Genomic DNA, 25,370 nt, shown 5'->3' on the forward strand with positions numbered 1-25,370 from the left:
CCGCTCAACATGGTTACATGATTCATAACAGCCTTGGCCGACCGCTTCTGATCTGCATCGCGCTCGCCGCAGCCTTCCCCGCTGCCGCGCAGCCGGCGGCAAGCGCGCCGCCTGCACCGGCGCCCGACGCGGAGAATGCCGAACGGCCGACACCCTATGACGAGCAGCTTTCCCGGCTCGCCGAAATCCTTGGCTCGATCGACTATTTGCGCAATCTCTGCAGTCCGAAACGGGAAGACGGATGGCGGGGCGATATGCAGCAATTGCTCGATACCGAGACCAAGGGCGAGCAGAAACGCAAGGAAAAACTGACGGCAGCGTTCAACCGTGGGTATCGGTCCTTTGCATCGGTTTACACGAATTGCACGCCGCAGGCCCTCGTGGCGGAGGAGCGATACCGTAACGAAGGTGCAACACTGGCGACAGAAATCACCGCCCGCTTTGGAAATTGACGATTTATTAACCTCTTTTCATAGCGAGCCGTGTCGTTTTGGGAAAAGGCTGATAAAGTTGTTAAGCAAGTGGTAAGGACATGAACGTCTTAAGGAAAGAATCAATGGAAACCAGCCTGAATGAAATCGACGATATGATCGTCCATGAAAAAATGCAGGCAGCGCTGGAATACCAGAACGAGGCTTGGGCCGACGGCATGGCTGATGGTATCGAGCCCGAAATCATCGCCGATGCGGCCATTGCACATGCTATTCGCGAGACGATCCGCATTCAGGGCGAACAGGGCGCGGAAGCCTTGCTCGAATCCCTGCGCGAACGCATGCTGGCTGGTGAATTCTCTCCGAACCGTACCCTGCAATAACAATCAGAGATTGCTTATGCGTATCTTTCCGGGCAATGCGCTCTCCTGTTCCATTGCCTCGCTTGCTGTCGTGACCCTGCTTTTGGGTAGTACTGCCCTGCCGTTGCCGGCCCTTGCTTTTTCCCAGCTCAACCCTCCGGCGTCCCAGGCAAAGGACGCAGCGCAGTCCACCCAGCAAAAGAACGGGAAGCCGATCGAGCAGGCGCTGGAGGCGCCGACGAACAACAATGCCCTGCCGACGCCCGAGCCACTGATCAACAAGCAGGCAAGCCAGAGCAGCGGCGACGCTTCGAGCGCAAACAAGTCGGTCGAGTTCCTCTACGATATCGACAAGGCGCCCGAGCCGGTAAAGAAGCTCCGTACGGCGATCGTGGAAGCTGCCGCTTCCGGTGATCTCGAGCGCCTGCGTCCGCTGATGAATGTCGGCGGCGGCCTCAAGCAGACGCAGGTCACCGCCGACGATCCCGGCGAGGACCCGATCAAGACCCTGCACGATCTTTCAGGCGATCCCGACGGCATCGAGATCCTGTCCATCCTGCTCGATATCATGTCAACCGGATTTGCCCATGTCGGCCAGGGAACGCCCGATGAGGTCTATGTCTGGCCCTATTTCGCCCAGAAGGATATCAAGACGCTCTCCACACCGGAAAAGGTCGATCTGATGCGCATCGTCACGGCCGGGGATTATGCCGACATGCTGGAGTTCGGCGGTTATAATTTCTATCGCGTCGGCATCACGCCGGACGGCCGCTGGAAATTCTTCACCTCGGGCGAATGATCCGGCTGGGGAACTTGCGGTTCCCCGCCGAAGGCCCTACCTCTGCGTGATAGGCCAAATCAGCGGATCCATCATGCCAGCCGTATTCCTGAAAGAGCGTTCCTTCATCCGCATTGCCGGCGCGGAGGCAGAAGCGTTCCTGCACAATCTCATCACCACCGATCTCGTCTCGCTCGGCGCAAATGAAGCCCGCCCGGGTGCGCTGCTCACGCCGCAGGGCAAGATCCTGTTCGATTTCATGATCTGGCGGGATGGTGCCAGCTTTCTGCTGGAAACCGATGCGACCCAACGGGAGAGCCTGCTGAAGCGGCTCACCATGTACCGCCTGCGCGCCAAGGTCGATTTCGGCACAGAGGTCATTCAAGGTGTTACCGTCGCATGGGGCGATGCGGTTGCGGGTAGCCCCAAGGACAGCCGCTTCGCCAAGGCTGATATCGCGCTGACGCGAACGCCCGGGGAGCATGGTGAGGATGCCGAGATCCTCTATGACGAACTGCGGATCGCCAATGGTATCGCCATCTCCGGCCGCGATTTCGCGCTGCAGGATGCCTTCCCTCATGATGTGCTGATGGATCTTAACGGCGGCCTGGGCTTCCGCAAAGGCTGCTATGTCGGACAGGAAGTCGTCTCCCGCATGCAGCATCGCGGCACGGCGCGCAGACGCGTCGTCATCGTCAAGGGCCATGCCGAGCTGCCGGCTTCTGGCACGGACCTGACCGTCGGCAGCAAGCCGATCGGCACACTCGGCTCGACCGTCGGCAGTACGGGCCTTGCCATTGTTCGCATAGACCGTGCCGGCGAGGCCATTGCCGAGGGTACGCCGATACAGGCTGACGGCGTGAAGGTCTCCGTGTCCCTTCCGGCCTGGTCCGGCCTTTCCTTTCCCGAGCGGTCCGACGAGGCCTCGGCATGACATCGGGCAAGACAGCGCGCGCCTGGCAGCGCATGCTCTCCGGGCGTCGGCTCGACCTGTTGGATCCCTCACCGCTCGATGTCGAGATCGGCGACATTGCCCACGGCCTTGCCCGCGTCGCGCGCTGGAATGGGCAGACTTCCGGCGATCATGCCTTTTCGGTGGCACAACACAGCCTTGCCGTCGAGGCGATCTTTCGTCATCTCAACCCGGCAACGCCCGATGAATGTCTTGCCGCGCTGCTGCATGACGCCCCGGAATATGTGATCGGCGACATGATCTCGCCATTCAAGTCCGTTGTCGGCGGTGATTACAAGCTTGTGGAACAACGGCTGGAAGCTGCGATCTACCGCCGTTTCGCCCTGCCCCCCCATTGCGCGCCGAAGCTGAAGGAAAAGATCAAGAAGGCCGATACGATCTCGGCCTATTTCGAGGCGACGCTGCTTGCCGGCTTCACGCCCGAGGAAGCGCGCAAGTTCTTCGGCCAGCCGCGCGACATCACGCGCCAGATGCTGCCGATCGATCCGATGCCGGCGATCGAGGCACAGCGACTGTTTCTCGAACGTTTCGATGCGATCGAGGCCGAGCGTGCCGCCATGAGGATCGGCGCATGACGGCGATCATCGTGTCGCCGCTGGCACGCATTGCCGAAATGGCCGTTCGGCATGGAGCGTGCGAAATGATCAGCCTGATGGCGAAGGAACAAGCCTTTCACCGTCCCGCCGTCATCAAGGCGGATCGGCATCTGCTGCTCAACATGAACGATATCAGCTTTGCCGGAAGCGGCGATCTCGTCGCCCCGCAGGAAACGCATGTTCGCGCCATCATCGATTTCGCCACCGGATGGGACCGTAGCGCGCCCTTGCTGATCCATTGCTGGATGGGTGTTTCACGTTCACCGGCGGCAGCGCTGATCGCAGCCCTGGCCATTCACCCCGAGGAAGACGATCTGATGCTGGCGCGCCAGCTGCGCTCAAGTTCGCCATTTGCCACGCCGAATGCCCGGCTGATTGCGATCGGTGACGATATGCTCGGACGCCGGGGCCGCCTGATCGCTGCGGTCAAGGAGATCGGCCGCGGCGCGGATGCGGACGGCAATGCGCCTTTCACCCTCCCACTGGCCGGATAAGGCGAGAGCCTGCAAAAAGGGAGATTGTCGTCAGGCGGCAATGCCGTCCGTCTGATCGGGATTCGGATGTGGCATTTGCTGTCCTATTGAATGACGGCGCATGCCAGGCGCTTGCCGGCGCCGCCGACAGGCTGGCTGCGATAGTCGTCCGACTCGGCATGGATCATCAGAGTTCGGCCGCGAATACCGTCCTTGCCATTCAGCGACACCATGCCGTTGAAGACCTGGGCGCGCAGCTTGCCATCCTCATCGACATACTGATTGGGCATGTCGCCGGCATGAGGCCCATTGGCGGCGAGAAAACCATGCTCTGTCTTGGCAGGATTGAAATGGCTGCCGGCCGACTCGAAACCATGCGCATGGTCGCAATGGCTGTTTTCATGAATATGGAAGGCGATCCAGCGATTGGCGGGCAGACCGGAAACTTCCATCTCGATCAGCACACCCTTCTTGCCTTCCGTCAAGGTCGCCCGTCCTGCCTGCTTGCCGTCAAGACCGACAAAATCGGCGGTCGCGGTATTTTGATTTTGGGTTTGCGCCGCCGCGGGCATGGCTGCTGCGAGTGCGAGAATTGTAACGATCGTTATCCGGTGCATGGAATGACCCTCCCTGTTCCGCTTGGCAATTGCCCAACGCGATGACAGGCGCGAGTGTTCCGGCGATCGGGAAATGAACTTCCTTCAAAACGATAGGCGACCTGCCAGCATCCTGGCAGGTCGCCAATATCATCGGGCAAAAGCACTCGTCAGGCCGCTACGCTGTCGACGTCATACTGGCCGTAGGTGCTGTTGTAGGCATCCATCGGCGACAACAGATCCAGATCGAAACCGACATTGGATTCCGGCGACTTGGCCGTGGAGGCTGTACCGGCGTTCGGCAATTGCATGAGCTTGGCTATCAGGCCACTCAGCGCACCGTTCGAACCATCGGCGGCAGAGTCGGTATTGTCGACCTCGAGGATGCCGGGGCGCTCGTCCACGGAGCGTTCCTCTAGGCTCAAAAGACCGTCGCCATTCGAATCGAGGCGCGAAAGCGTGCCGCGATACGGATAGGAGCTATTGGATACGGAAGAAACATGGGACATACAAACCTCCTAAGGTAGGAGCCGCCTCATGCGACGTCGTTTGTACGCAATACATTCGGAGTTAAACTACGAATATGCTCTTAAGCTGCTTCGCGCCGCCGGTAAAGACAAATTGTTAATGAGTATTAACCATAGTTTTTAAGCGGTAAATCCATATTCCCTAATATTTCCCGTACGACCCGGCGTGAGGATGTCGGGCATAATCCCCTGGAATCATAGGCGAATCTGAGTATCTATCCTTACCGCGCGAGCCGTTTCGTATATTGTGCGACCGATCGCCCGTGGAGAGGATATGATGGAATTGCTACCGCTCGTCATCCTGATCGTCGGCATTCTGGTGCTGCGAGGCCACAACCTCCGGATAAAGCAGCTGGAAGCGCGCGTTCAGGAGCTGCAAAACGCCCTTGCCGGCAAGATGCTGACGGAGGATGGGAGCGAATCGATTCCAGTGCCGCACTTGACGGTTCATCCTGTGGCACAGCCAGTCGACGACGAGCGGCAAGCGGTAATCGACAATGGATCAGCCGCCGAGACCGGAGAGCCCGCCGACGCGCGCGGCGTCGACGACACATTCGAGGAAAGTCCCTCGCCCGTTGAGAGCCAGGCACCCGTTCAGGCAAAGGAAAGCCTTGAGAGCACGATCGGCGCGCGCTGGGCCGTTTGGGTCGGCGGTATCGCGCTGGCGTTCGGCGGCATCTTCATGGTCAAATATTCGATCGAAAGCGGCCTTCTCAGCCCCGGCGTCCGGCTCGCCCTTGCGGCGCTCTTCGGCCTCTTCCTGATTGCCGCGGGCGAAGTGATCCGCCGCCGCGTCGCGCCGGTGCTGAACAACGCCTTCCAGAATGCAATGATTCCCGGCGTGCTGACAGCAGCCGGCGTCGTCGCCCTGTTCGGCTCCACCTATGCGGCGCATGGCATCTATGGCTTCATCGGACCGGCGACAGCCTTCACCTTGCTCGCCTTGATCTCGCTCGCCACGCTCGGACTGTCGCTGTTGCACGGGCAAGCGCTCGCCGGCCTCGGTCTTCTGGCGTCGATGGCAACACCCGCGCTGATCGCTTCCACTGCGCCACGACCCTGGATTCTCTTCGGCTACCTGGTGCTGACCTGGGTTGCGACCCTATTGGCGTCGCGCCTGCGCCGCTGGCTGATTGCGCCATCTCTCGCCAATGGGCTGCTGAGCCTCTGGCCCTTGCTCTATATCGGCTTCAGCCCTGTGGTCGACCTGACGCCGGTTACGCTCTCCATGCTGGCAATGATCGGCGGCACCCTTTTCCTCTGGCCCGGGCGCTATCCGGTCTTGGAACCGATAAAGCACGATGCCGCAGCACCGGCTGCCGACGGCATCTCCCTGCCGCTGACTGCGGCCGGTCAATGGACAGCGTTTCTCGGCAGAGCGCCGCTCGGCATGACGCTGACGGCAGCGGTCGGTGCACTCACGGTGTCGCTCTGCCTCATCACCTTCAGCCTTCAACAGGGATATCCCATTGTCGATGCCACATTCATGTTCGCGGCAATCGTCGCGGCGGTTGCAGCCTTCGGCGCCGGCCGTCTCTACGCGGCCTGGGCAACAATCCTGTCCGCGCTCACCGGTATCGTCGGTGTATTCGGTGTTCTGACCCGATGGATCGCCGGCATCGAAGCCGGCGGCACGGATGGCACCGTCAACCTGCAGAGCATGGTGCTCTATGAAGTGCTCGGCCTCGGCGCCCTCTTCGTGCTGATCGGTGCCTTTTTCCTCAGGCGTTTCGCCGGACAGGAGAAGCCCTATGCCGCTCTCTGGAGCCTTGTCATGGCCGCCACGCCGCTGGCGATCGCCACGATCAGCTTCGTCAATTTCGGCAACTGGACGCTCGACTGGCTGCATGGCCTTTATGGCATCGGGCTGGCTGTCGCGCTCATCGCGCTTGCCGAATGGCAAGGTCGCCGCAACGGTGAAGGACTGAACCTGCCGGCGAATATCCTTGCCGCCGGATCCTTTGCCGCGGCCGTCTTCGCCCTGCATACGCTTGCGCATCATGCCACCGCGACCATCCTGCTGCCGGTTCTCGGCATCGTCTATCTGCTGGTGGGGCGCCTGCGCAACTGGCCCGTTCTTCCGTGGACGATGGTTGCCGCGCTGGTTATCGCCATGGGGCGCATCGCCTGGCAGCCGACGATCGTCGACCCCTCGGAACTCGGCACGACGCCGGTCTTCAACATGCTGCTTGCCGGCTACGGCATTCCCGCGGCCCTTGCCGTTTTTGCGACCTTCATTGTTCGCCACTCGCCGAGCCTGCGGCTGCGCAATGCCCTGCAAGCTCTTGCCTGCTTCCTCGCACTGCTGACTATTGCCATCCTTGTGCGCCATGCCATGAATGGCGGCGTCCTGAACGATGCGGTTCCGACGCTCGGCGAGCAATCAATCTACACGCTGCTGGCGATCGGTGCCTCGGCGACACTGATGGCGCTCGATCTGAGCGCGGCAAGCCCGGTCTTCCGTTATGGCGGCATGGCGCTCGGCGTCATTTCGGTCGCCATGATCCTGACCTTGCATCTGCTGGGACTGAACCCTTTCATGACCGGCGAGAGCACGGGCCGTATCCCGCTCTTCAACCTGCTGCTGCTTGCCTATCTTCTGCCCGGTGTCGCCTATGGCGGGCTGGCGCTCTTTGCCCGCAACCGACGTCCCCTGCCCTATGTCATCATGTTGGCTCTGGCTGCAGCCGTCATGGCTTTCGCTTGGGCGACGTTATCGGTGCGCCGCTTCTGGCAGGGCGAATACATCCCGTTCTGGAACGGCTTCATCCAGGGCGAGCTCTATTCCTATTCCGTCGTCTGGTTGCTGATCGGCATTGCGCTTCTTGGGCTTGGAACCCGCTTCGAGGCGCGGAGCCTGCGCATCGCCTCGGCGGCGTTGGTCTTCATCGCGGTCGTCAAGGCCTTCCTGATCGACATGGCAAATCTCGAAGGTTTCCTGCGGGCGCTGTCCTTCATCGGCCTTGGCGCTGTTCTGATCGGCATCGGCCTGTTCTATCAGAAGATCCTCACGCGCAAGAAAGCGGCGGAGTGATTGCGGCGAATCCTTCAACCCGGTAGGACGGGGAACCTGCCGACAGATCAATCCGGAGCGACCGCGAACATGGATACCGATAAGATGGCGCGGGCTTTTGCCCCGTTCGAGGCACTGGCTGCGGATCTCATTCCGCACGCCTCCAATGGTGACGACGGTTCGCACGATATCGCCCATATCCTGCGTGTCTTCAGGAACGCCATGGCTATCCAAGCCGAGGAAGGCGGCAATGCGCGGATACTCGCCGCCGCCGTGCTGCTGCATGATTGCGTTGCCTTGGAGAAGAACTCGCCGCATCGGGCGCAGGCCTCGCGGCTTGCCGCCGAGAAGGCTTCGGGCATTCTGCGGCAGCTTGGATGGGCCGACGAGGATATTGCCGCTGTGGCGCATGCAATCACCACGCATAGTTTTTCCGCTAACCTGCCAGCGGAAACGCTCGAAGCGAAGATCCTGCAGGATGCCGATCGGCTGGATGCAATCGGCATGGTCGGCGCTGCCCGCTGTTTCTACATCGCCGGGCGTCTCGGCTCCGGCCTCTACGACCCGTTCGATCCGCTGGCAAGCGAACGGCCGCTTGACGACAAGCGCTTCGCCATTGACCATTTCGAAACAAAGCTGTTCAAACTGGCGGACGGATTCCAGACGGAGACCGGGGCCAGGTTTGCCGGAGCAAGGCATGACCGGCTGAAGACCGTGCTGGCAATGTTCATCGACGAAATCTGAGGGCCATCCATGCATGTCAGCGATCTTTTCATCTATCCCCTCAAAAGTGCCCGCGGCATCGCCATTCCGTCGGCCGCCGTCGATGCTTTCGGTCTCGCCGGCGATCGCCGCGCCATGCTGGTCGACCCTTCGGGTCATTTCATCACCCAGCGCGAAGTCCAGGCGCTGGCCCGGATCGATATCCAGCCGGCGCCCTCCCACCTGCGCCTGAAGATGGAGGGTAAGGCCGATATCATCGTGCCGCCGCCCCACCCGGACAACCGCATGGACATCGTCGTCTGGAAATCCAATGTCAGCGCCTCCGTTGCCGACGAGGAAACCAATAAGGCCCTGTCGGCCTGGCTGGATCGCGAGGTCAGGATGGTCTTCTTCGACAGGCTCGCGAAGCGCATCGCCAACCCGGAATGGGCCGGCGAGGATACGCCGGTGACCTTTACCGACGGATACCAGATCCTGGTCACCACCACCGGTTCGCTGAAGGCGCTCAACGCCAATCTCGCCAGCCATGGTGAAGGTGCCGTCGGCATGGAGCGCTTCCGCCCCAACATCGTCATCGATATCGACGAGGAATGGCCGGAGGATCGCTGGGCAGCCATCGAGATCGGCGGCATTCGCCTCGATCTCGTCAAGCCCTGCTCCCGATGCATCATGACGACACAGGACCAGCAGACCGGCTCGCGCGACGTGCCCAACCCCATGCCGGCCATGGGCCGTATTCGCATGTCGGCCGACCGGCGCGTGCCGGGACCGCTCTTCGGTTGGAACGCCGTGCCGCGCGGCGAAGGCTCGGTGAAGATCGGCGATATGGTGACCGTGCTCGAGGAGCGGCCGGAGGGGTGGGCTCTCAAGCGGCGATAGTCGTTCCGCCAATTGTTTAGCTTGCGGACCCAAGGCAGCAGGCGCATGCTTATCGCTCGTTTTGAACCCGTCGGTTGCGGCTAAGATAGTCGTGGCGTGCGGGCTTGCGCGAGGTGCGTCCGATGGAGTGCGCCGGCTGCGGTTTCGATATTCAGAGCGGCTTTGCTTTCTGTCCGCGATGCGGGGCAAGGCAGCCTATCTCCTGTGCCGCGTGCGGCTATCCCTGCCAATCCGACTTTGCCTTCTGTCCCCAATGCGGCGCGGCGATTTCCGACAAGGCCCAGCCCGCAGCCAAGCCGGCCATCAAGACTGCGCCTGCAAAATCCGAGGATGATGCCGACCGGCGGCCGGTAACCGTGCTTTTTGCGGATCTCTGCGGCTTCACGACATTGAGCGAGCAGATCGATCCCGAAGTCATGCGGATGCTGCAGAACGAATTGTTCGAGGAAATGACCCAGGCAGTCGAGGCCTATGGCGGCTTCGTCGACAAATTCGTCGGCGATGCGCTGCTGGCGCTGTTCGGTGCGCCGGTTGCCCATGAAGACGATCCGGTGCGGGCACTGAATGCAGCACTCGACATGATCGAGCGGGCGGCGCAGGTCGGCGAGCGCTGGCAACCGCGTGCCGGCGTCCCGCTGCGGCTGCATATCGGCATCAACAGCGGTCCCGTCGTCACCGGCGGCTTCGGTGCCGTCAGCACCAAATCCTATTCCGTGACAGGCGATACGGTGAATACCGCCCAGCGGCTGCAATCCATGGCCGGCGAAAACGACATCCTCGTCGGACCGCTGACCTATCGCCTCACCCGCCATGCCTTCGCCTTCGACAGCCTCGGTGCCCAAGCCTTGCGTGGCAAAAGCGGCAATGTGCTTGTCCATCGGCTGAAGGGACCGCTGGAGGCACCGCATGCGGCGCGCGGGCTCGAAAGCTTCGGCCTTCAGGCACCGATGATCGGACGCGATACGGAACTGTCGCGGCTTTTGACCTGCCTCGACCTTGCCCGCGGGGGTGCGGCGCAGCTTGTCCGGCTCATCGGCGAAGCGGGTATCGGCAAGTCGCGGCTGGTCAACGAGTTCATCGGCATTGCAGGCGACACGGCCCGCTTTCCGGGCCTCGCCATCCGCAAGGCGACCTGCTCGCCTCTCGGCGAACAGTCCTATGGGACGCTTGCCGCAGTCGTGCGCAGCGCCTACGGCATCGGCGAGCGCGACAATCTCGACAGGATGCGACAAATGCTGGCGACGGGTTTCCGCGCGCTCGATCTCACGCAGGAGGATATCGACGGGCTTCTGCCGCTTTTCCTGCATGTTCTCGGCCTGGGTGACCCCAGCGGGGCGTTGCGCCATATCGAGCCGGAACAGTTGCGCCGGCAGATCTTCTATGCGGTCCGCACCGTGTTCGAGCGGCGGCTCGCGCAAGGGCCTTTGCTGCTTGTCATCGAGGATCTGCATTGGGCCGATGCCGCTTCGCTGGAAGTGCTTCGCTTCATGATGGATCGGCTGGAACGCAGCCGGCTCATGCTGCTGGCGATCTACCGGCCGACATCGCAGATCGACCCGCTGGATTCCAATCGGGTCAGCGTCACCGTCCAGCGTCTCGGACCACTCGCCGCCGCCGACGGGCGGAAGCTGCTCGCCGCCTTTTTTGGCGAGAGCCATGGCAAGCTGCCGGTTGCGATGTGTCAGCGCATCCTCGATCGAGCCGGCGGTAACCCTCTCTTCATCGAGGAGATCCTTCGGGGATTGATCGACATGGGCAGGCTGCACAATGACGGTCAGCGTTGGCAAATTGCGGCCGAAGACACGGATGTCGATATTCCGGTCAATCTGCAGGCTCTGTTGCTTGCCCGTGTCGATCGCCTGCCGCAGGAGAGCAGACGGTTGGCGCAGGAGGCGGCGGTAGTCGGGCCGAAATTCGACACCGCCCTGCTCCGCACCATCGCAACCGACCCGGCAGCCATCGATGCTGCGTTGGATTTCCTATGTGATGCCGATGTCATCGAGGAATTGCGCGGGCCGGATGCCGGTGCGTCACCCACCTATCGTTTCAGCCAGTCGCTGTTGCATGACGTCATCTACCATAATCTCCTGCTGCAGCGGCGCATGGAGCTGCATCACCGGATCGGCCGGGTTCTGGAGCGCCAATATGGCTCGACGCCGGACCGACCCGAGCATCTGGCGCAGCTCGGCCATCATTTCAGCCTGACGACAGAGAAGGCAAAAGGTGCCGCCTATCTGATGGCCGCAGGCGATCTGGCGCGCAAGACCTACGCCAATGACGACGCGATGCGCCTTTATCGCCAGGCGCTTGCCACCTTTGCAAACGAGCCCAAATTAGCGCCGGAACAATCGGCGCTCCTAGAGCGTCTTGCCGATCTCTACGGCCCTGCCGGTCGCCGCGATGCCGCGTTGGATCATTATCAACGAGCGCTGGCGATCTATCGCACCGGAGACGATCGGATGGCCGCGGCGAGGATATTGCGCAAGATCGGCCGGCTGCATCTCGAAGCGGGGCGCCGCGATCAGGCGGAAGCGCACTGCGCCGAGGCCGAAGCGATGATAGCGATGATCGACGCACCGGTCGAGCACGCGCATCTCTTGCAGGAGCGCGGCCATCTGGCCTTCCGCATGGGCGACCAGGCTGCAGCCGCCGAATGGGCGACGCAGGCCCTGCAACGGCTGGAGATGCTGCCCATCGACGGAACGACCGAGGCAGGACGGGAGGCGGCCCGCGCCATGGCGGAGGCGCTGAACACCAAGGGCGTGGCACTTGCGCGACTGGGCCGCCGCCGCGATGCCGTGCAGGAAGTGGAACGCAGCCTCACCGTCGCCGAAAAGGCCGATCTGCAAAGTGCTGCCTGTCGCGCCTATTCCAATCTCGGCGTGCTCTACACCATCGTGGATCCGGCTCACGCCATCAAGATTTGCCGGCGGGGGCTGGAGGTCGCGACCCGCATCGGCGATCTCGGCTTTCAGGCGCGCCTTCTCGCCAACCTTGCCGTTTCCTGCTGCACCTTCACCGATCGTTGCGCCGCCGAGGGCGTGCCGGCAGCGGAGAAGGCGGTGGAAATCGACCGGGCGCTCGATCAGCGCGACCACCTTTCCGTGCCCCTGATCGTCCTTGGGCAGATCCATCAATGCCACGGGCAGCCGAAGCTGGCTCGCAAGTATTACGAGGAAGCCCTTGAGGTCGCGAAGGAGATCGATGAACCTCAATTGCTCTTTCCATGCTATGATGGCTTGGCGACACTGAGCCTGGAACATGACGATCTGGCCGAAGCAGAGCGATTTTTCACGCTGGCACAGGATGTGTGCATGCGTCACAACCTCGATCCAGGAACACTCGTCGTATTGCCGTTTCTCGACTGACCGCCTCGCTTTGACGGTCGTCGGCAATTGTCAGGAGACTTTATTCAAGCACATAAAGGGAGGAACGAAACATGCAGGAGAACCACACCGAAAGACCGTTGCAGCCGGGAGATCGCGCGCCGAATGTCGTGCTGGATGCGATTACCCGCCAGGGCAAGATCGCGATCGACGATTTTCGGGGCCAAAAGCCCGTGCTCGTCGGATTGTTCCGCGGGCTGCATTGTCCCTTCTGCCGCCGGCAAATCGCCGCTATGTCCGAACTCTCAGGCGCTCTGCAGGAGAAAGGCATCGATAGCCTGACCGTCGTCAACACGCCGATCGAACGCGCCAGGCTCTATTTCCGGTTTCATCCGCTTCCCAATCTGCTGGCCGCTTCCGATCCGGAGCGGGTATCGCACAAGGCCTTTGGCCTGCCGAATGTCCAGTTCACCGAAGACGAGACCGACTGGCCGCGCAAGGTCGGCATCAGCGCCGTGCGGTCGATGCGCATCGACATGCCGGGCGAACTTCCCGAGCCGATGGATCCGATGGCAGCGACAGAATTCCTCGACAAGGCGGACGGATATGAATTCACGCCGGACGACAAGCAGATGATTGCCACCGGCGAAGGCCAGCTCGTCGGTGAATTCCTGCTTGATCGGGATGGCGTCATCCGCTGGTGTTTCACCGAGGCCGAAGAGGCCGGCCGTCATATGTTCGGCATTCCCGCACCGCGGGAAGTGATGTCGGCGGCGTCGAATATGGCTGTTTGAAGCGACCGGTCTTTCAGCTCCGACCACGCCTCGAGCGTGAACCCCTTTGCCGTGCACTTTGTCCGGCGTGTTCTATCTTTTTGCCGCAATGGCCGGCCGCTCCGGCGACACCGCATGCAGCGCCTTCATCGCGGCCTGAATAAAGCCCTCGCGCGCCGCGGCGATCTCTATGCCGCGCGGTTCGTAGACATGGCGATGCAGGAAGAAGCCGGTCAGGCGGAAGGCCGCCGCAAGGCTCTCCGTATCGGCGGCAACCACAGCTCCCGTCGATAGAAACGGCGGCAGCGCCAGCATCTTGTCCGCCCAAGGCATGCCGGCCGCACGGCAGACGGCACGCCCGCTCTTCGGCGAAACGAAAGCCAAATCCTCGCGCACGCCGGTTGCCGCGCATTCGGTCAGGTCGAGGCCGAAGCCCAGATCGTTCAACACGGCAAGCTCGAAGCGCACGAAAAGCTCACCGGCATCGGCTGGATTCTGCAGATTTTCGAGGATCACATCGAGCGCGTCGTAGAGATGCGGATGCGGATCCCGCTCCGGGAGCAGCCGCAGCAAGGCGGCCATTGCCTGCACGCCATAGACGGCGGTCGCGGTCTCCATCAGCCGCGCGGCCCGCAATGTGACCGGTTCCATGCGAAATTCACCAAGATGCTCATGCAGCCTTGCCCGCCAGGTTACCTCGACGAGATTGCCGGCCTGCAGCACCGGCTGCATGGCACGCGAGCGGCCTGATCGCACCAGCCCCATATGGCGGCCGCGGGCACGCGTCATCACCTCGGCGATGACGCTGGTCTCGCCAAGGCGCTTGACGCCCAGGATGATCGCGTGGTCCTGCCACTGCATCGGCCGGCTGCCCAGAAAGATTTTTGCGATTCGAATTTAAGGCAAATGCGCGCCGCTGTCACATGGCATGGGAATCGCCGGCCGCCAATGTCTGGACAAAGAGGCGCATGGCTTGTTCATCGAAGGGCTTGTTCAAAAGCGGCACATGCCGCAGGTCGGCCGGGAAATCGAGCGTGTCGGAATAACCACTGACAAAACCAAAGGAGATGCCGCGATCCATCAGCAATCGGGCAAAGCCGAAGCTCGTCGATTCCCCGAGGTTCACGTCCAGCATCGCAAAATCATAATGTTCGGAATGAACGGCATTCACTGCCTGTTCCAGATTCGAAGCAATCTCAATATGTTGAATACCCACGAGGCGAAGAATTTCTTCCGCCTCCATAGCGATAATGAGATTGTCTTCCAGAATAAGGACGCGCTGAAACGTCATATCAGCGCCATCCTTGCATGCGCGCGCCAGTCGGCGCTCCCCATAAAAAGTCCCACATCGATCCCTCCGGTGCCAATCATCGGCCCGTATTGAATGAATGGTTTTTGCCATTCGTATTGGCTTAGTCTCTTGTAACATGACCTTGCCTCCAAACCGCTTCGCACTTTTTGCACCGCGGTACTATGGGCTCGTTGACGTGCTCCAATCGCTTTTGCCGCCGGGGTTAGTAAAAGGTGAAACTGGTGGAAAAGTGACGGTGAGATTAATCTATGCTGATACAGTTGCAGTCAGCATTTAAAAAAGACATGCTGCTTTGCACTCAGAATAGCTCAGATGAAGGGGCGTTTGCCCGAATCAAGTCCATCCCAGCCGGCAAGTGCTGCAAGCCCCTCTCCATCCAGCACCTCGCAGCCTCGCTCCTGCCAAGCAAGCAATCCGCGCGCAGCCAGCTTTTTCAATGTCTTATTGGTGTGAACAACGGAAAGGCCGAGCGTATCCGCCACATGCTGCTGCGTGATCGGGATGACTTTGTTGCCATCGAAGAGGCGGAGCGCTCCGGCGCGCTGATGCAGGTATGCGATCAGATAGGCGGCCCGTTCGACGGCGGACCTGCGCCCGATGCTTAGGAGATGTTCATCCAGAATCCGCTCCTCTCTTGCTGCAATCCAGGTCAGATCGAAGGCAAGAGAGGCGTGCGAATTGTAAAGGGTCATCAATTCGGTGCGCTCGAAAACGCAGAGCGATACCGGTGAGAGCGCCTCGGTCGAGTGCTGCATCTCCCCCATGATCGACCCCTGCAGCCCTATGAGGTCGCCGGGCATTACATAGTTGAGGATCTGGCGTCGGCCGTCCTCCAGGGTTTTGTAGCGAAACCCCCATCCCGAAAGGATTGTGAAAAGGTGGGCGCTGTGCGCACCTTCGAGGAAGATCGTGGCGCCGGCATCGACAAGAAGCTCGCCCTTCTTGAAGCTGCTAACGAAATTCAGCTCATCGCGGTCGAATTCACGAAAATGCGGCAGAGACCTCAATGGACAGAGCTGGCACGGTGTTCGCTGTCCATGCATCGCCGCCGCCGCTTTCGCCATGAAACGCTCCCTGAATGGCGGCGGCGTGGACGACACGCCCGATAAACCGCTGCATTATAAAGCATTCATGAAAGCAAAGTTCCATCAATGCGGGAAGTCCAGCCCCATCTCGCGGAAACGCTCCGGATCATCTCCCCAGTTCTCGCGAACCTTGATGAAGAGGAAAAGATGCACCGGCTGCTCCAGGATTTCGGAGAGCTCCTTGCGCGACGCAGTCGAAATCGCCTTGATCGTCTCGCCGCCTTTGCCGAGGGCGATCTTTTTCTGGCTTTCGCGCTCGACATAGATCACCTGTTCGATGCGCACCGAACCATCCTTGCGCTCCTCCCACTTCTCCGTCTCGACATGCGAGGAATAGGGAAGCTCCTGGTGCAAGCGCAGGAACAATTTTTCGCGGGTGATTTCGGCGGCCAGCTGTCGCATCGGCAGATCGGAAATCTGGTCCTCCGGATAATACCAGGGGCCTTCCGGCAGGGTTTTCGCCAGATAGTCCATGACGTCGTCACAGCCGGAGCCATTTTCAGCCGAAATCATGAAGGTCTGATCGAAGGCGATCTTCTCATTGGCGGCGGCGGCAAGCGCCAGCAAATCCTCGCGACGGACACGGTCGATCTTGTTCAAGACCAGGATCTTCGGCTGAGAAACGTCCTTCAGCCCTTCCAGAATGGCTTCGGCATCGCCGCGCAAACCACGCTCGCTGTCGATCAGCAGCATGATGAGATCGGCATCCTTGGCGCCGCCCCAGGCGGACGTCACCATCGCGCGGTCAAGACGGCGGCGCGGCTTGAAGATGCCGGGCGTATCCATGAAGACGATCTGCGCATTGTTGTGAATGGCGATGCCGCGCACGATCGCGCGCGTCGTCTGCACCTTGTGGCTGACGATCGAGACCTTCGCGCCCACGAGCCGGTTGACCAGCGTCGATTTGCCGGCATTGGTGGGGCCGATAAGGGCTACGAAGCCCGAATGCGTCGGGGCGATATGTTCAACCGCACCGTCTTCGGCGGGCGTGTCCTGCTGATTGCTCATTTTTTCATTATTCCCCGGCAGTCACTTCTCAGTCAACTGAGGCTGCCATACGCCTTCGCGCTCCAGGATCCGCGTCGCCGCCATCTGCTCGGCCGCACGCTTGGAGCGTTCTATTCCTGTCTCGGGTGCCGTTCCCGCCACCTGTACCGTCACGGTGAAGCGCGGATCATGATCCGGTCCGCTGCGATCATCAACCCTGTAGACCGGGGTGACGCCAAATTTCGCATGCGCCCATTCCTGCAATTCCGTCTTGGCGTCGCGCCTTGCCCCTTCCGGCCTGATGGCGCGGCGCTCCCAAAAACGCAGGATGAATTTGCGGGCGACTTCGAGGCCGCCATCCAGATAGAGCGCGGCAATCAGGCTCTCGACGACATCGGCGCGAACGTTGAGCATGCGTTTGCCCGTCAGCTTCTTCACGTCGGCGCCCGTACGAATGTAAAGATGCAGCTCCATCTCGTCGGCAACTTCGGCGCAGGTTTCGGCACTGACCAGCTGGTTGAGGCGAACCGAAAGCTCGCCTTCCGTCGCCGCACCGAAGGTCTTGAACAGCAACTCGGCGATGCAAAGGCCGAGGACCCGGTCGCCGAGAAATTCCAGCCGTTCGTAATTGCCCGTCTTGTGCGTGCGTGCGCTGGCATGTGTCAGCGCACGGTCGAGACGCTCCTTCTCGGCGAATTCATGACCTATCGCAACCTCAAGCTTCGTACGATCCGCCTGGGAGAGCGCCTGCGCCTTCGTCATTCGACAACCTTGAAGAGGCGATCCCAACGCATGTTGGTCGGCCATTTCCAGACTTCGCGGAACGAGATGTCATGGCCCAGCGAGAAGAAGATGACGCTGGCGCGGCCGATGAGGTTTTCGGCCGGCACATAGCCGACGTCGAAACGGCTGTCGTCGGAATTGTCGCGGTTGTCGCCCATCATGAAGTAATGGCCGGCCGGCACGACATATTCCTGGGTGTTGTCGCCGCGCGAATTCGGCGAAAGATCCAGCGTGTCATAGACCTTGCCGCTATCCGGCAGACGCTCGCTATAGACGGGGATGTTGTCGCCCGGCTCCTGGCTGTAGTCCGACGAGAACGTGCCGTGCGGCTCGCGCGGAACGGCCTGGCCGTTGATGTAGAGGATATCGTTCTTGACCTGAATGCGGTCGCCCGGCAGGCCGATCACGCGCTTGATGTAATCAACGTCCGGATTCGGCGGGAAACGGAACACGACGACGTCGCCACGCTTCGGCTCGCTGCCCAGAATACGGCCGCTGAAGAGATCCGGCGAGAACGGCAGCGAATATTTCGAATAGCCGTAGGCGAATTTGTTGACGAAGATATAGTCTCCGACAAGAAGCGTCGGCATCATCGAACCGGACGGGATGGTGAACGGCTGAAAGAGAACCGTGCGGATGATCATGGCCAGGACGAGCGCCTGTACGATGACCTTGATGTTTTCCCACAGGGCGTTCTGCTGTTTTACGGCTTTTTCGGACACGCAGTCTTATTCCTTTTTCGCACCCCACCGGCGCACTTGCTTTCAGGCACTGTCTACTCGCTTCACATCATTGCGGCAATGGCGCGGATGCCAAAAGCGACATATGGCTGTGATTCAGCCATCCACCGGCAATGCCTCGATGATCACAAAAGCCTGAGCAAGAGGAAAATCATCGGTGATCGTCAAATGAATGGCGGCGCGATGATTTGGCGGCAGCATGGACGCCAGTCTCTCTGCCGCCCCACCGGTCAATTGCATCGTCGGCTTGCCGCTCCGCAGATTGACGACACCCATGTCGCGCCAGAAGACGCCTTGCGCCAGGCCGGTGCCCAAAGCCTTGGAACAGGCTTCCTTGGCTGCAAAGCGCTTGGCGTAGGAGGCCGCCTTGTTCTTGCGGCCTTCGGACTTGGCGCGCTCGATATCGGTAAAACAGCGCTCGGTAAACCGCGTGCCGAAACGCTCGATCGTCTTCTCCACACGGCGGATGTCGATGAGATCACTGCCTATGCCGATAATCATGGGGAGGCCCTCCTGGCGGCCGGGGCGATGTCAGGCGCCGTCAGACGCTCGATGCGTTTTCGGCAAGCGCCAGCCGTTCGCGAGCGCGCTCCATCAGGCGTTCCTTGCGGCGTGTCTTGAAGGTCTTCACGCCATAATAGGTGAGCGCATAGACGATCACGCCGGTCACGATCGCCGGCGGAATGCCGCCTATCAGCATCGGCTTCAAAACCGGATCCCAGATTTGCGAGAGATCGCCCTTGTGCCACAGCGCAGGCAAATCGATGCTGCTACCCTGGCCGCCGCTGTCGCGCGCCAGGATCAGATGACCGATTTCCCAAGTGAGAGCCCAGATGAAGGGATAGGTGATTGGATTGCCGGCCGCCAGACATCCGAGCGCCGACGCGATGACATTGCCGCCGACCAGATAGGCGATGATGATCGCCATGACGAAGTGCACGCCGATGAACGGCGTCCACGACACCACGATACCAGCAGCAAAACCGGCCGCAACGGAATGCGGCGAGGCGGCAAGGCGAACAAGACGCTTGCCGAAATATTGGAACGAACGGACGAAACCCTTGCGGGGCCATAGGTGCTCCCGCAGTTTTTCCTTGAATGTCAGTGGTTTTCGGCGACGAAATAGCATGCGGCTTATCTAGTGCAATGGGGGCCGTCGTGACAAGACCGGCCTTGCGTATCACGCACCGATTAAGAACCGAAAGTGCGGCCCTTTTTGGGAACGCTGCCTGCTCAGGATGCAGAAAATCGACGTTCCTCATTTGCGGGAAGCAATCCCGCAAGATCGGGATGCTCCAAGGGCGCAACAACGACGCGCCCTTCCTGGTCTTTCAAGTATTAACGGCTGTTAACGCTGACGGAACAGACCGCGATCGACCTGACGCTGACGATATTCAAGGTCAAAACGGTCGTGCGAACCATTCAGATAAGCCATTTCGCGCTCTTCGACACTCGGAACACGCAGGGCGCGGGCGATTTTCTTGATCGGACTAAACATTGTCTTCTCTCATCTCTGTTTCGTTTCTTCGATGATCAGAAGATAAGCGCGACCAAGGTAAATTACCACCGCTCTAAAATAGACGCAGCCATGCGCTTATTGCATATCTATCCGGAAAGGCGCTCGATTTTGGTCATAAAATGATCACAAAATATGCAGCCTGCCTCGGATCGAGTGATATCGCGCGGCTTACTCGTAAAGACGTTTCACCGTCGCGATACAATCGAGCTCCTTGAGCTGCACCAGAAGCTGGTTGAGCTGACGCAGATCCCATACTTCCACGTCGAGCGCCATTTCGGTGAAATCGGCGGCAACGCGAACGGTGTTGAGCACACGAATATTGACATCGACATCGGCGACGGTCTGCGCCACCTTGGCCAAGGTGCCAGGTTCGTTCAGCGCGTTGATCATGATACGCGCCGCAAAGCGGGACTTGTTGGCCTCGTCCAGATCCCAGCGCACGTCGATCCAGCGCTCCGGCTCGTCATCGAACCGCTGCAGCACCGGCGACTGGATCGGATATATGGTGATGCCCTTGCCCTTTTCCATGATGCCGACGATACGGTCGCCAGGAACGGCGCCGGTCGGGGCGAAATGCACCTCGACATTGGCTGCCAGGCCGCGGATCGGCGGCGCGTCGGCATCTGTGCCGTCGGCCAGATCGGCCTTGGTCTTGCCGGGGATCTTGAAGATCATGCCCGCGGCGCTGCGGACGTTGAACCAGCCTTCGTCGCCGGCAGGCTTCACGGTCACGCGCTCATCCTGATGATCGGGGAAGACGGCGCGCAAGACATCCAGCGACGACATCTCCCCTCGCCCGACGGCAGCGATCGCATCCTCGACATCCTTCTGGCCGAGGCGGTGCAGGGCCGGCTTCAGGGCGTCGCGCGAGAAGACCTTGCCGGCGCGCTCGAAGGTGCGCTCCAGAATACGGTGGCCAAGGCCGGCATATTGCTTGCGGATGGCAAGACGGGTCGCGCGGCGGATGGCGGCACGCGCTTTGCCTGTCACGACGATCTCTTCCCAGGCGGCCGGCGGCACCTGCACGCCGGATCGGATAATCTCGACTTCATCGCCATTGTTCAGCCGCGTCACCAGCGGCATGATGCGGCCGTTGATCTTGGCGCCGACTGTGGTGTCGCCGATGTTGGTGTGAACCGCATAGGCGAAGTCGATCGGCGTCGCGCCACGCGGCAGGGCGATCAGCTTGCCCTTGGGCGTGAAGCAGAAGACCTGATCCTGGAACAGCTCGAGCTTCGTGTGTTCGAGGAATTCTTCAGGGCTGTCGCCTTCCGCCAGCGCTTCGATCGTGTGGCGCAGCCAGGAATAGGCATTGCTTTCGCGCGACAGAAGTTCACCATCCGCGCCATTGCTATTGCTATTCGTGCCATCCTTATAGAGCGTGTGGGCGGCAATGCCGAATTCGGCGATTTCATGCATGCGCTTGGTGCGGACCTGCAGCTCGATGCGCTGGCTGGAAGGGCCGACGATGGTGGTGTGCAGCGAGCGGTAGTCATTCTGCTTCGGCGTCGAGATATAGTCCTTGAACCGCCCGGGAACGACGCGCCAGCGGGTGTGCACGATGCCGAGAGCACGGTAGCAGGACGGAATATCGTCGACGAGAAGGCGGAAGCCGTAAATATCGGAAAGCTGCTCGAAGGAGAGCGACTTCGACTGCATCTTGCGGAAGACGGAATAAGGCTTCTTCAGCCGACCCTTGACCATGGCATTGGCAAGGCCGTTGGCGACAAGCAGATCGCGCAGCTCGGTCTCGATCTTCTTGACGAGGCCCTCGTTGCGTCGCGACAGCTCCTCGAGGCGCTTGGTGACGGTGTCATGCGCTTCCGGATTGATGTGACGAAAGGAGAGCTCCTCCAGCTCCTCGCGCATGTCCTGCATGCCCATGCGGCCGGCGAGCGGCGCATAGATTTCCATCGTCTCCTCGGAAATGCGGGCGCGCTTTTCCGGCGACATGTGATCGAGCGTGCGCATGTTGTGCAGGCGATCTGCAAGCTTCACCAGCAGCACGCGCACATCGTCGGAAATGGCGAGAAGCAGCTTGCGCAGGTTTTCCGCCTGCTTCGCCTTCTTGGTGACGAGATCGAGCTTCTTGATCTTCGTCAGGCCCTCGACCAGGCGGCCGATATCCTCGCCGAACAGCTCGTCGATCTCGGCGCGCGTCGCCGTCGTATCTTCGATCGTGTCGTGGAGAAGAGCGACCGCGATGGTCGATTCATCCAGACGCATATCGGTCAGGATCGCAGCAACTTCGAGAGGATGGGAAATATAGGGGTCGCCGCTTGCACGTTTCTGCTGGCCATGCTTCTGCATTGCATAAACATAGGCTTTATTGAGAAGAGCTTCGTTGGCATCGGGCTTGTATTTCTGCACGCGCTCGACAAGCTCGTATTGCCGCATCATTCCAAAGCTACTCCAGCAAAAACAAAAGCGCGCCAGTCATATGACCGGCGCACGCATTTCCCCATCATATCGCTCCTGCCCGGAGCATCAAGGTCGACGATCAGTAATCGTCGCTTTTTTCCGGCGGAACCAGGCCTTCGATACCGGCCAGAAGTTCTTCTTCCGACATCTGATCGAACGTCACGGTCTCCGGCAGATCTTCTTCCTCGTCGCTGGAGGCGGAAGCGCCGGCTGCAAGCAGGCTTGCGGGATCGGGCTCCGGCTCATCCACTTCCACGTGCTTCTGCAGCGAATGGATGAGATCTTCCTTGAGATCGTCCGGCGACAGCGTCTCGTCGGCGATTTCGCGCAGCGCAACGACCGGGTTCTTGTCGTTATCGCGATCGATCGTGATCGAGGAGCCCTGCGAAATCAGACGGGCGCGATGGCTGGCGAGCAGCACGAGCTCGAACCGGTTCTCTACTTTATCAATGCAATCTTCTACTGTGACACGGGCCATTGCCTGTCCTTTGCGGTCGTGATGTCGTCATCATGTCTCGGAGTAGCACGCCGATACAAGCAAACGATGGCAAATTCAAGTTTTTCCTGATTCAGCGCCTTCGCACCCTCCGGGAAAGTGCTAAAATACCCCTAGACAAACGGCGATTTCTACCTGCGATTGCTTGGAATATCACATTTCGTGCCCTACATGTCGGTTATATGAATAATTCATAAAGTACTACGAATTATTCTGCAACACGTTGCAACGGATTGTTTTAGCTGAACTTTGAATGAAATCATTGCGTTTTTATAACAGTGGATATGTAAGCGATGTTTGACCCACGCGAAAAAATTGCACTCTTTATAGATGGCGCCAATCTCTACGCTGCATCCAAGAGCCTCGGTTTCGATATTGACTACCGCAAGCTCCTGAAGGCCTTTCAGAAACGCGGATATCTCCTGCGCGCCTATTATTACACCGCTCTAATCGAAGATCAGGAATATTCCTCGATCCGCCCGCTGATCGATTGGCTGGATTATAACGGCTATAAGGTCATCACCAAGCCGGCCAAGGAATTCACCGACTCCATGGGACGCCGCAAGATCAAGGGCAACATGGACATCGAGTTGGCCATCGACGCCATGGAACAATCCGAAACCGTCGATCATCTGGTGATCTTCTCCGGCGACGGTGACTTCACGACCCTCGTGGAGGCCCTGCAGCGCCGTGGCCGCAAGGTGTCGGTCATCTCGACCATGGCAACGCAGCCGCCGATGATCGCTGACGATCTGCGCCGCCAGGCCGATCATTTCATCGATCTCGTATCGCTGAAGGCCGAAATCGGCCGCGAAGCTTCGGAGCGCCCGCAACGTCCCGCCGAACCGACACCAGCCGCTTCGGATGTCGAAGAATAATTGGGACCGCGTCAACCGGATTCGTTGTCTGCCGAGGGATAATTGCGCACTCGGCGGGCGCGTTTCATAGTTGCCGCGGCAGCCGGCCCTTCGCTAGGGCTCAGGGCGTTCGTCGCTGCAATCGATTCACTGGATCGATTGCTCGGGCTTTGCCCGACCGCTCCTCACCCTCACTATCATCCATTGTCCTTGAGCAGGCGGCTCTTCTGCCTGTTCCAATCGCGCTCCTTCTCGGACTCGCGCTTGTCATGCAGCTTCTTGCCCTTGGCGAGAGCCAGTTCCAGCTTGGCGCGGCCATTGTCGTTGAAATAGATCTTCAGCGGCACGAGCGTCATGCCTTCGCGATTGATGGCCGAGCGCAGCCGGCCGATTTCGCGGCTTGAAAGCAGCAGCTTGCGGCGGCGGCGCGGTTCATGGTTGAAGCGATTGGCCTGCAGATATTCCGGCAGATAGGAATTGATCAGCCAGATCTCGCCGTCCTCGTCGGAGGCGTAGGATTCGGCGATATTGGCCTTGCCTTCGCGCAGCGACTTGACCTCCGTGCCCTTCAGCACGAGCCCTGCTTCGTAAGTGTCGATGATCTCGTAGTTGAAGCGTGCCTTGCGGTTCTCCGCCACAATCTTCTTCACCACGCGCTGGCTGCCTTTGGGTGCCATGGTTCTTCTTCTTTTCTTGCGTCATTGCGGCAGCGGCCAAAAGCGCGCCAAGTTGCTGCCTCCTAAATAAGCGAGACCGCCCTCCTTGTGAAGAGAGCGGTCCGGCAGAGTTTCGGCAGGACGGTTCGTAAGCCGCCTCAGTTCAGAAGACCGGCATGGCGCATGGCGGCATCGATCGCCGCTTCCGTTCCCGGCTCCAGCGTCGACAGAAGCGGCGAGCGCACATTGCGGCTCATGCGGCCAAGGCGGGAGAGCCCGTATTTGGCGCCGCAGAGACCGGGTTCCAGGAAGATCGCCTTGTGCAGCGGCATTAGGCGATCCTGGTAGTCCAGAGCCTTGGCATAGTCACCGGCGAGCGTCGCCGCCTGGAATTCGGCACATAGGCGCGGCGCGACATTGGCGGTTACGGAAATGCAGCCGACGCCGCCATGGGCGTTGAAGCCGAGCGCCGTGGCATCCTCGCCGGAAAGCTGGCGGAAATCGCGACCACAGCTGATACGCTGCTCGGAGACGCGCTCGATCTTGCCGGTCGCATCCTTCACGCCGACGATATTGGCGTATGTCTTCGCAAGCGCCCCCATCGTCTCCGGCGTCATATCGACAACCGAGCGGCCCGGAATGTTATAGATATAGATCGGCAGCTTTACCGCCTCGGCAATAGCGGCGAAATGTGCGTAAAGCCCCTTCTGCGTCGGCTTGTTGTAGTAAGGCGTGACGACCAGAACCGCATCGGCGCCGACCTTTTCGGCGTGCTGCGCAAGCTCGATCGCCTCGCGGGTATTGTTCGAACCCGCGCCCGCCATGACCGGAACGCGCTTGTTGGCGACTTCAATGCAAAGCTCGACGACGCGCTTATGCTCGTCATGCGACAAGGTCGGCGATTCCCCAGTGGTGCCGACGGGCACCAAACCCTTGCTACCCTCTTTTATCTGCCAGTCGACATGTGAGGCGAAGGATGCCTCATCCACCTTGCCGGCGTCAGTAAAGGGCGTAACGAGTGCGGGAATGGATCCCTGGAACATGCAAGTCTCCTAGCGGCGCGG

Annotated in this window: 27 protein-coding genes; 12 read left to right on the forward strand and 15 right to left on the reverse strand. The window is 60.3% G+C overall.

The window, feature by feature from the left end:
- Window positions 1-17: 17 nt before the first annotated feature.
- From FHT84_RS15450 to FHT84_RS15475, 6 genes are all read left to right on the forward strand, one after another.
- Window positions 18-452: a TIGR02301 family protein gene (locus FHT84_RS15450; RefSeq protein WP_112342764.1), complete on the forward strand. Its 435-nt coding sequence runs from the start codon at window positions 18-20 to the stop codon at window positions 450-452.
- A gap of 104 nt (window positions 453-556) precedes the next feature.
- A complete protein-coding gene (locus FHT84_RS15455; protein WP_034507811.1) occupies window positions 557-814 on the forward strand; it encodes a hypothetical protein in 258 nt (85 codons plus the stop codon).
- A gap of 16 nt (window positions 815-830) precedes the next feature.
- On the forward strand, window positions 831-1,592 hold the full coding sequence (locus tag FHT84_RS15460) for a hypothetical protein (RefSeq protein WP_113250700.1): 762 nt from the start codon (window positions 831-833) through the stop codon (window positions 1,590-1,592).
- A gap of 73 nt (window positions 1,593-1,665) precedes the next feature.
- Entirely contained in the window at window positions 1,666-2,505 is an 840-nt protein-coding gene (locus FHT84_RS15465) for a folate-binding protein YgfZ (RefSeq protein ID WP_113250701.1), read from the forward strand.
- Window positions 2,502-3,119 carry an HD family hydrolase gene (locus tag FHT84_RS15470; protein WP_113250702.1) on the forward strand — a complete coding sequence of 206 codons (618 nt, stop codon included), beginning with the start codon at window positions 2,502-2,504 and terminating at the stop codon, window positions 3,117-3,119. Before FHT84_RS15465 ends, FHT84_RS15470 begins: the two co-directional genes overlap by 4 nt.
- The gene (locus FHT84_RS15475) at window positions 3,116-3,634 is read left to right on the forward strand and encodes a tyrosine phosphatase family protein (RefSeq protein WP_113250703.1); all 519 of its coding nucleotides are present in this window, start codon (window positions 3,116-3,118) and stop codon (window positions 3,632-3,634) included. The genes FHT84_RS15470 and FHT84_RS15475 overlap by 4 nt, the downstream gene beginning before the upstream one ends.
- Window positions 3,635-3,717: 83 nt before the next feature.
- On the opposite strand, the gene FHT84_RS15480 is transcribed toward FHT84_RS15475, so the two are convergent.
- Both FHT84_RS15480 and FHT84_RS15485 read right to left on the reverse strand, forming a co-directional pair.
- Window positions 3,718-4,230: a superoxide dismutase family protein gene (locus FHT84_RS15480; RefSeq protein WP_112342705.1), complete on the reverse strand. Its 513-nt coding sequence runs from the start codon at window positions 4,228-4,230 to the stop codon at window positions 3,718-3,720.
- 149 nt (window positions 4,231-4,379) lie between these two features.
- Window positions 4,380-4,718, reverse strand: coding sequence for a hypothetical protein (locus FHT84_RS15485; protein ID WP_112342704.1), 339 nt, complete (start codon window positions 4,716-4,718; stop codon window positions 4,380-4,382).
- Window positions 4,719-5,013: 295 nt separating this feature from the next.
- Here FHT84_RS15485 and FHT84_RS15490 point away from each other — a divergent pair, with 295 nt between their 5' ends.
- From FHT84_RS15490 to FHT84_RS15510, 5 genes are all read left to right on the forward strand, one after another.
- Entirely contained in the window at window positions 5,014-7,770 is a 2,757-nt protein-coding gene (locus FHT84_RS15490; RefSeq protein ID WP_113250767.1) for a DUF2339 domain-containing protein, read from the forward strand.
- An 84-nt stretch (window positions 7,771-7,854) separates the two neighbouring features.
- Window positions 7,855-8,493, forward strand: a complete 639-nt coding sequence (locus FHT84_RS15495; protein WP_113250768.1) for an HD domain-containing protein — start codon at window positions 7,855-7,857, stop codon at window positions 8,491-8,493.
- A 9-nt stretch (window positions 8,494-8,502) separates the two neighbouring features.
- Window positions 8,503-9,351 (forward strand): MOSC domain-containing protein, encoded by an 849-nt coding sequence (locus FHT84_RS15500; protein ID WP_113250704.1) that lies wholly within the window; start codon window positions 8,503-8,505, stop codon window positions 9,349-9,351.
- Between the two features lie 122 nt (window positions 9,352-9,473).
- On the forward strand, window positions 9,474-12,719 hold the full coding sequence (locus FHT84_RS15505; protein WP_113250705.1) for an adenylate/guanylate cyclase domain-containing protein: 3,246 nt from the start codon (window positions 9,474-9,476) through the stop codon (window positions 12,717-12,719).
- Between the two features lie 71 nt (window positions 12,720-12,790).
- Window positions 12,791-13,471 (forward strand): peroxiredoxin-like family protein, encoded by a 681-nt coding sequence (locus tag FHT84_RS15510; RefSeq protein ID WP_113250706.1) that lies wholly within the window; start codon window positions 12,791-12,793, stop codon window positions 13,469-13,471.
- A 72-nt stretch (window positions 13,472-13,543) separates the two neighbouring features.
- On the opposite strand, the gene recO is transcribed toward FHT84_RS15510, so the two are convergent.
- The 11 genes from recO to rpoZ form a co-directional block, all read right to left on the reverse strand.
- Window positions 13,544-14,311 (reverse strand): DNA repair protein RecO, encoded by a 768-nt coding sequence (gene recO, locus FHT84_RS15515; RefSeq protein ID WP_113250707.1) that lies wholly within the window; start codon window positions 14,309-14,311, stop codon window positions 13,544-13,546.
- Window positions 14,312-14,369: 58 nt separating this feature from the next.
- Entirely contained in the window at window positions 14,370-14,852 is a 483-nt protein-coding gene (locus FHT84_RS15520; protein WP_246781523.1) for a response regulator, read from the reverse strand.
- Between the two features lie 218 nt (window positions 14,853-15,070).
- Window positions 15,071-15,826 (reverse strand): Crp/Fnr family transcriptional regulator, encoded by a 756-nt coding sequence (locus tag FHT84_RS15525; RefSeq protein WP_113250709.1) that lies wholly within the window; start codon window positions 15,824-15,826, stop codon window positions 15,071-15,073.
- Window positions 15,827-15,910: 84 nt separating this feature from the next.
- Window positions 15,911-16,855 (reverse strand): GTPase Era, encoded by a 945-nt coding sequence (gene era / locus FHT84_RS15530; protein WP_112342697.1) that lies wholly within the window; start codon window positions 16,853-16,855, stop codon window positions 15,911-15,913.
- A 21-nt stretch (window positions 16,856-16,876) separates the two neighbouring features.
- Window positions 16,877-17,596, reverse strand: a complete 720-nt coding sequence (gene rnc / locus FHT84_RS15535) for a ribonuclease III (protein WP_113250710.1) — start codon at window positions 17,594-17,596, stop codon at window positions 16,877-16,879.
- Window positions 17,593-18,339, reverse strand: a complete 747-nt coding sequence (lepB, locus tag FHT84_RS15540; RefSeq protein ID WP_113250711.1) for a signal peptidase I — start codon at window positions 18,337-18,339, stop codon at window positions 17,593-17,595. Before lepB ends, rnc begins: the two co-directional genes overlap by 4 nt.
- A gap of 114 nt (window positions 18,340-18,453) precedes the next feature.
- A complete protein-coding gene (gene acpS / locus FHT84_RS15545) occupies window positions 18,454-18,858 on the reverse strand; it encodes a holo-ACP synthase (protein WP_112342694.1) in 405 nt (134 codons plus the stop codon).
- A 40-nt stretch (window positions 18,859-18,898) separates the two neighbouring features.
- On the reverse strand, window positions 18,899-19,486 hold the full coding sequence (locus tag FHT84_RS15550; protein WP_112342693.1) for a DUF2062 domain-containing protein: 588 nt from the start codon (window positions 19,484-19,486) through the stop codon (window positions 18,899-18,901).
- A gap of 219 nt (window positions 19,487-19,705) precedes the next feature.
- Window positions 19,706-19,855 (reverse strand): DUF3563 family protein, encoded by a 150-nt coding sequence (locus FHT84_RS15555; protein WP_081615336.1) that lies wholly within the window; start codon window positions 19,853-19,855, stop codon window positions 19,706-19,708.
- A 189-nt stretch (window positions 19,856-20,044) separates the two neighbouring features.
- Window positions 20,045-22,276 (reverse strand): bifunctional (p)ppGpp synthetase/guanosine-3',5'-bis(diphosphate) 3'-pyrophosphohydrolase, encoded by a 2,232-nt coding sequence (locus FHT84_RS15560; protein ID WP_112342692.1) that lies wholly within the window; start codon window positions 22,274-22,276, stop codon window positions 20,045-20,047.
- A gap of 100 nt (window positions 22,277-22,376) precedes the next feature.
- The gene (gene rpoZ, locus FHT84_RS15565) at window positions 22,377-22,775 is read right to left on the reverse strand and encodes a DNA-directed RNA polymerase subunit omega (protein WP_069616142.1); all 399 of its coding nucleotides are present in this window, start codon (window positions 22,773-22,775) and stop codon (window positions 22,377-22,379) included.
- Window positions 22,776-23,086: 311 nt separating this feature from the next.
- On the opposite strand from rpoZ, the gene FHT84_RS15570 reads away from it, so the two are divergent.
- Complete coding sequence (locus FHT84_RS15570; protein ID WP_112342691.1) at window positions 23,087-23,671, forward strand: NYN domain-containing protein; 585 nt, start codon at window positions 23,087-23,089, stop codon at window positions 23,669-23,671.
- 176 nt (window positions 23,672-23,847) lie between these two features.
- Here the strand turns inward: FHT84_RS15570 and smpB are convergent, their stop codons facing one another.
- Window positions 23,848-24,327 (reverse strand): SsrA-binding protein SmpB, encoded by a 480-nt coding sequence (gene smpB, locus FHT84_RS15575; RefSeq protein WP_112797040.1) that lies wholly within the window; start codon window positions 24,325-24,327, stop codon window positions 23,848-23,850.
- A gap of 137 nt (window positions 24,328-24,464) precedes the next feature.
- Window positions 24,465-25,349: a 4-hydroxy-tetrahydrodipicolinate synthase gene (gene dapA / locus FHT84_RS15580; RefSeq protein WP_113250712.1), complete on the reverse strand. Its 885-nt coding sequence runs from the start codon at window positions 25,347-25,349 to the stop codon at window positions 24,465-24,467.
- Window positions 25,350-25,370 lie beyond the last annotated feature (21 nt).

Source organism: Rhizobium sp. BK289 (assembly GCF_014193575.1).
GTDB lineage: Bacteria > Pseudomonadota > Alphaproteobacteria > Rhizobiales > Rhizobiaceae > Rhizobium > Rhizobium tropici_C.